The organism is Sphingobacterium sp. UBA7253, assembly GCF_002472745.1.
Lineage (GTDB): Bacteria > Bacteroidota > Bacteroidia > Sphingobacteriales > Sphingobacteriaceae > Sphingobacterium > Sphingobacterium siyangense.
In genome coordinates this window covers 8,519-14,758 of record NZ_DKSP01000025.1, presented here as the reverse complement: position 1 = coordinate 14,758, position 6,240 = coordinate 8,519, and the positions used below count along the sequence as shown (strand labels likewise).

The 6,240-nt window shown below is 37.7% G+C and carries 8 protein-coding genes; 4 read left to right on the top strand and 4 right to left on the bottom strand.

The features are described 5' to 3' along the window. The 3 genes from B2X72_RS01660 to B2X72_RS01650 form a co-directional block, all read right to left on the bottom strand. Positions 1 to 634, bottom strand: a 634-nt coding sequence (locus B2X72_RS01660; protein WP_286848145.1) for an alkaline phosphatase, incomplete at its 3' end; no start/stop codon positions are given. A gap of 90 nt (positions 635 to 724) precedes the next feature. Then, positions 725 to 1,378: an NAD(P)H-binding protein gene (locus B2X72_RS01655; RefSeq protein ID WP_088161678.1), complete on the bottom strand. Its 654-nt coding sequence runs from the start codon at positions 1,376 to 1,378 to the stop codon at positions 725 to 727. A gap of 84 nt (positions 1,379 to 1,462) precedes the next feature. Continuing rightward, positions 1,463 to 1,705 (bottom strand): hypothetical protein, encoded by a 243-nt coding sequence (locus B2X72_RS01650; protein ID WP_088161677.1) that lies wholly within the window; start codon positions 1,703 to 1,705, stop codon positions 1,463 to 1,465. A gap of 208 nt (positions 1,706 to 1,913) precedes the next feature. Between B2X72_RS01650 and B2X72_RS01645 the strand changes: the two genes are divergently transcribed. Continuing rightward, entirely contained in the window at positions 1,914 to 2,099 is a 186-nt protein-coding gene (locus B2X72_RS01645; protein ID WP_046673540.1) for a hypothetical protein, read from the top strand. A 50-nt stretch (positions 2,100 to 2,149) separates the two neighbouring features. Here the strand turns inward: B2X72_RS01645 and B2X72_RS01640 are convergent, their stop codons facing one another. After that, entirely contained in the window at positions 2,150 to 2,602 is a 453-nt protein-coding gene (locus B2X72_RS01640; protein WP_088161676.1) for an Lrp/AsnC family transcriptional regulator, read from the bottom strand. A gap of 122 nt (positions 2,603 to 2,724) precedes the next feature. Between B2X72_RS01640 and rocD the strand changes: the two genes are divergently transcribed. The 3 genes from rocD to B2X72_RS01625 form a co-directional block, all read left to right on the top strand. Continuing rightward, entirely contained in the window at positions 2,725 to 3,984 is a 1,260-nt protein-coding gene (gene rocD, locus B2X72_RS01635; protein ID WP_088161675.1) for an ornithine--oxo-acid transaminase, read from the top strand. A 3-nt stretch (positions 3,985 to 3,987) separates the two neighbouring features. After that, positions 3,988 to 4,953 (top strand): arginase, encoded by a 966-nt coding sequence (locus tag B2X72_RS01630; RefSeq protein ID WP_159726582.1) that lies wholly within the window; start codon positions 3,988 to 3,990, stop codon positions 4,951 to 4,953. A 202-nt stretch (positions 4,954 to 5,155) separates the two neighbouring features. Next, a partial coding sequence (locus tag B2X72_RS01625; RefSeq protein ID WP_286848144.1) for a tetratricopeptide repeat protein occupies positions 5,156 to 6,240 on the top strand: 1,085 nt, incomplete at its 3' end.

Genomic DNA, 6,240 nt, shown 5'->3' with positions numbered 1-6,240 from the left:
TATCTGATTTATTTGGTAGTTGTGCATAAGCATCTTTTCCTTTAAGCACTTTATAGCCGGCTTTTTCTAATATGGGGAAAAGCGATGGCGCCTTTTTATGATCAAATGTTGTTTCGGGTTTGAGAAAATTGGATCCGCCAAAAAAGTCAAAATTGGAAGTGACAATTTCTTTACCGATTTCATAATACATGTCGCGGTCTGCTTGGTGCGCATAAAATGAAGCCGGGGTAGCGTGGTCTATGCTGACGCTTGTAATAATACCGACTTTCTTTCCTTTTTGCTTTGCGGCATAAGCTATACTCTTATAGGGGATAGTTCCTGTACTATCCATACCGATAACGCCATTTTTGGTTTTTTTTCCAACGGCTAATGCGGTACCTCCAGCGCCTGAGTCCGTTACGCCATTGGAGAGTGAATGTGTGGAGGCAAATCCAACATGAGGAAATTGGGTAAACACAAGTGGGATGGGATTATCTTTATGCTGTACTTCAGCTTGATGAATTTCGGTGAGATTAACCTGGTTGAGGCCCATGCCATCACCAATTAAATAAAAGATGTATTTTGCTTCTTGGCCAAAAGAGGGGAAAACATGTACAAAAACGAGGAGAAACAGAAATAAAACGTGTTTTTTCATTTGAATGGTTGTTATTTTAAAAAAACACAAATTACAGCCTTAGGATTAGCTTACTGTTAATTCAATATTATGAATTATTTTTTACTTGTTTCAACTGGTTTCTGCTGCTAATTTCTGGATATCTTTCACGGTTACAGTATGGATACCTGTTGTGTAATGATTGATCGCCTGTAACATTGCCATAGCAACTTGTCCTACTGAAAGAGGCTCGTATGTTTTGAATAATCCTATTGTATTAAAGATACGGAGGGCAGCTATGGCTGTTTTTTCACCCAAGCGATCTGTATTTGGTCGGATTAGTCCTCCAGGCTGGAAAATAATAAGCCGATTGAAATCAAGTGCCTTAACATCCTGTTCAAGGCTTCCTTTCATGCGGTTATAAAAAATTTTTGATGCAGGATCCGCAAGAACAGCCGATAATAAGAGAAAGGTAGGAAAACCATTTTTTTTAGCCAATGCCGCAAATTGTAAATTAAGATCATGATCTATTTTCCATTGTGCATCTTTACTGCCTGCGTCTTTTAATGTGGTGCCAAGGCAGGAAATTGCGACATCGCCCTGTATCACTTGCTCAAAATCCGTTAGATTTTCAAAATCTACGATAACCTGTTTCAATTTAATATGCTCCTCAAACGAGACACGTCTTAAAAGCACAACGATTTCCGTAATTTCCTTAGATTTTAACATCAATTGAACGAGCGCTCTTCCTGTAGCGCCAGAACCACCTATTAAAACTACCTTCATTATTTCCTTACTTATTTTCTTTACTAATTATCTTGATTTAATTGCTTTACTGATAGTTATTTACCCATATGATTGAGTATGCAATTAATCTTTATAATTGGGCTTGCCCGGAGTAAAGCGCACAATAGATTGATCCAATCGGAGGGTGTCTGCTACAGTGATTAGATCTTCTTCGACAATAAAATTTTGATCAATAGCGGTCTTTATTGTTGTAAAATCCTCTTGATCGGCATCCTGAAAATAGAGGAGGGATTGAATCGTAGATACAGCCACCAGTTCGAGCAATTCGTTTTCACCTTCTAATCCAACATAGAAAAAATCTGCCATAATAATGATATTTGATGTTATACGAATATACTTTTTTTATTTTTAAAATTTGTCAATTAGCACGAGAACTTCTTGAAGAGTGATAGACACTATGTCAAAAAGTTGTTGAAATTTTTGTTTCTTTGAAACAGTTTTGGGTAGCCATCGTAAAATATATTATATTTGATATAGTCATTTTAAAGATAATTAACAATAAGTTTTAATAACGATGGATAAAGAGCAGATACAAAATTGGTTAGATAATGGGTATGATATACTTCATCATGGAAGACCAGTGAAGGTTGAAGGTGATTTGTGGGACTACATCGATGGATTGGGAAGCTATGAAAATGTATATGTTTTGCGCGAATTGATCTACTGGACAGAAGAAGAATTGGCAAATATAGGTAAGTAGTGTGGAGACCCTGAAATAGAGGTTCAGGATCCCATGAATGTTTTATTGTACTAGAATATAATATTACGTTTGAAAGCACAGCCTAATTCAATAAGGGAATCTGTTTTTGCAATTCCTGGAATGCTATCGATTTTTTCATAGAGTAATTGTCGCATATGTTCGTGGTTTTTAGCAATAATTTTTACATATAGCGTGTAATTGCCCGTAATGTAATAGCATTCTGTAACTTCTGGTATTTTCTTAAGTTCTTCAATAATTCGGCTCGAGTCATGATCTTTTTCTAAACTTAGCCCTGTAAAAGCACCCCAATCATAGCCTAGCTTTTTTTCATTTAATACAGGCTTTATACCGGCCAGTATTCCTTGTTCCGTCAATCGGTTGATTCGTTGATGAATCATCGTATTGGATACGCCCATAGCTGTTGCAATTGCAGAGTAGGCCATCCGTCCATCTTCGTCTAAATATTTTAAAATCTGCAGATCAAAATCATCGATACTATTCATTGTAGAAAGTGGTTTAAAAGTTAATTTTAATATTTTTATGCTAATTTAGTGTTAAATTTTATTTTTAATTCAATAAAAAAGTAAATATTGTATATTTGTTATTATTAGAAAAAATCTGAATTATGAGTACAGTAGCTAAACAGGGTAAGGGCGAGATGTTCATTGCCAAAGAAGAAAAATATGGAGCGCACAATTACCATCCTCTTCCAGTCGTATTGGAACGAGCTGAAGGAGTCATGGTGTGGGATGTTGATGGAAAATCTTATTTTGATTTCTTATCTGCATATTCTGCTGTCAATCAGGGACACTGCCATCCGCGAATTATAAATGCTTTAAAAGAGCAAGCTGCGAAATTGACACTTACATCGAGAGCATTTTATAATAATAAATTGGGCGATTTTGAAGAAATGCTTTGTCAGTTATTTGGATTTGATAAGGCTTTGGTGATGAATTCGGGAGTTGAAGCGGTAGAAACTGCAATGAAGCTTTGCCGTAAATGGGCCTATCAGGTGAAAGGTGTAGCAGCCAATCAAGCGAAAATTGTCTTTGCCAAAGACAATTTCCATGGTAGGACAATCTCTGTTATATCGGCATCCAATGATCGTACTGCAACATATGAATTTGGCCCCTTTTTAGATGGCATAGTACTCGTTCCCTATAACGATGTTGATGCGCTAGAACAGTTATTCAAAGCAGATAAAAATATCGCCGGTTTTATCGTTGAGCCAATTCAGGGCGAAGCGGGTATTGTCGTTCCTGATGAGGATTATCTGATGCGCGTGAGACAATTATGTACAAGATACAATGTATTGTTTATTGCAGACGAAATCCAAACCGGTATTGCTCGGACGGGAAGTATGTTGGCATCCTATGATATTGATGATACGCAAAGTCAAAGCAAACCAGATGTTCTGATTTTAGGGAAAGCTTTATCGGGCGGTGTATTGCCGGTATCGGCAGTGTTGGCAAATGACTCCATTATGTTGTGTATTAAACCGGGCGAACATGGTTCTACCTATGGTGGGAATCCCTTAGCCTGTGCAGTAGCTATGGAAGCGCTAAATGTTGTGCGGGATGAAAATTTGACGCAACGGGCGTTTCAGATGGGGGCATTGTTTTTGGATGGATTGCGTCAGATTGCTGCTAAGTGCACGTTAATTACAGAAGTGCGCGGAAAGGGGCTCTTGACTGCCATTGTAATTGATGCCGATGAAGAAAGTGATTTGGCCTGGAATATCTGTCTCAAATTTAAAGAAAATGGACTTTTAGCGAAGCCTACACATGGTAACAAAATTCGATTGGCTCCGCCGCTGGTTATTACCAAAGAGCAAGTCGAGACTTGCTTAGGGATTATTGAGCGATCGTTGACTAATTTGAAATAGTGTATGGAGAAAATGATTGAATTGATCAAAAACAGATCGGACATCGGAGCAGGGACTAGGGGGTCAGATCTGGGAATCGACGCCATCGAGATAGCTGCAATTAATAAAGGAAGTCAATATTTCATTAACTATCCATTTGTTGATGTGCCGACTCGAAATAGCTCCATTTATCAGAATGATAATCATCCTTTTGCGAAACATATTCAGCAGATTTATGAACAATGCAAACAAGTAGCTTCCACCGTTGAAGATAGCTTATCTTCCGGCAATTTTCCATTGGTGTTTTCAGGGGATCATTCCTCCGCAATGGGGACGATCAGTGGTATAAAGTCCGCTTATCCCGATAAGCAACTCGGTGTAATCTGGGTAGATGCGCATGCCGATATTCATTCTCCGCACACAACACCCTCAGGCAATATGCATGGAATGCCTTTAGCGGCGATGTTGAATGAGGATAATTTGCCATGCAAAATCAATGAAATAGACGAATCGACACAAGAATTTTGGAATAAACTAAAACGAATAGCTGGCCCAGTAGGTAAAATACAATCCAATCATTTGATTTATTTTGGTGTAAGGGATACGGAAGAACCGGAAGATCTGGTCATTGAACGACTTGGCATTAAGAACTATCGTGTGGAAGATACGAGACAGCGGGGAATAACCGATTGTGTGGCTGAAGCATTGAAAATCCTAGAAGCATGTGATATGGTTTATATCTCTTTTGATGTAGATAGCATGGATAGTGAATTGATCTCGGATGGCACGGGAACACCAGTACCTAAGGGTTTTTTGCCAAGGGAGATTGTGTTGATTTTAGAAGAGATCATCCGATCTGGAAAGGTAATTTGTTTTGAAATTGTTGAAGTTAATCCGTTATTGGACAATAAAGGTAATAAAATGGCAGAGGTGGCATTTGATATATTAGAACGGATCACTCCGCTCATTGAATTGAAATCGGGTAATTAACCGGTTTTGGGATTGTCTATTTTCAAGCCCTTTTATTGATGTGTGTCGTCAATAAAAGGGCTTTTTTAATAAGTATATCGTTGAGCTTGGCGGATAAAAATAAGTCAGCCTTCCTTATGTTAAAACTCGTATTGCTTTATGTGATTTAATATTGTGTTAACATGTTTCATGTACATTTGCAATTCGATTATTTACGTTAAATATGAGGATTTCTGATAAAATTATTTTGTTTCTACTTTTTTTTATACAGCTTTTTTTGTGGCACCCGGGGACTGCGCAGGTTGAATCCTTTAAGGATATTAGAGGATTAAGTCAAAACCATCCTGATTCTGCAATTATGCTCGTCAAAAAACGTTATGCAAAAGCTGTTACGGATAAAGACTTATTATTACAAGCCAATTGTTTACAGGCGATTGGATGGTTATGTGTCAATCAGGGACATTATGGACAGGCGCAGGACTACTATTTTCAAGCCGATCGAATCTATACGCAATTAAATTCAAAACAGCATCTTGCTTCGAATTGGAGTGATATCGGGGAGCTCAATATTTTCAACAAACAACATGATGTAGCGAAAGTTTATTTTAACAAGGCGCTACATTCTTTCCGAACAGAAAGGGATAAAAATGGAGAGGCAGGTACATTAGGGAATATAGGTCATTTATTTGAAAAGGAAGCTAACTACGACTCCGCCTTTGTCTACCAGAATCTTGCTTTGTCTATTTATAGCAGTGTGGGTAATAAAAATGGAGAAGCCAAGATCCATGAAAATTTAGGCAGTATTTATGAAGATCTTGCAAGGTATGACAGCGCTTTTTTTCATTTTGAAAAAGCAAGTACCCTCTATACGGAAACAAAAGACAATTATGGAAAAATTGTGGTCATCAATAATATGGGCGATATTTTTAGAAAGACCAATAAATATCCAGAAAGTATCAAACTGACACAATTGGCTTATCAGATGGCGGAAAATTTGGGTGATGTGTATCAAATGGCTGCTACGACAAAAGATTTGAGTAGGACCTACGCCTTGCGTGAGCAGATGGATAGCGCATATTTTTATGCAGAAAAGAGCCGTAAGTTGGTGCTTGAACTGTATAGCGTAGATGGTGCTCGACATACAGCTTTTTTTCAGGCGCTCTACGATATGAATCAAAAAGCTGAGGAGATTGAAAAATTACAGGTAACAAAAAGAATCAACTTAATCATGCTGTGGGGAACAATCGTGGTTTTAATTTTGTTAATTGTATTATCCTATGTATTGCATAGTCGCCAGAAAATTAAGAT